Genomic DNA, 274 nt, shown 5'->3' with positions numbered 1-274 from the left:
ATCTCGGCACGTGCCACGCACTTCGAAAAGTGGGATACACCTAAGGGCAACGTTCTAGTCCTGCGTCTAGACTCCACAGGTCTCCAGTCCTTGCATGATGAGCTGCTGCGTGAGGGCCTTACTCATTCGTTCCCTGACTTCAATGCACACTTGACTGTGGCGAAGAACGTGGAAGGTGCTGGGCGTACGCAAGCTTGGATTGAGTCACGTAACCACTATCTAGAAATGTGTCCGGTGGAGATCAGGTTCGAGTCTGCTATTAAGGCAAGTTTGC

Annotated in this window: 1 protein-coding gene; it reads left to right on the top strand. The window is 52.2% G+C overall.

Features of this window, described 5'->3' with window-relative positions:
* Nucleotides 1-274 (top strand): hypothetical protein (locus AC1RPJ_RS08155; RefSeq protein ID WP_481762906.1); only part of this gene is annotated, 274 nt, incomplete at its 3' end.

The organism is Dellaglioa sp. CoH-57-MRSF-17 (genome assembly GCF_056782015.1).
This window is presented reverse-complemented; position numbering and strand designations above follow the sequence as displayed.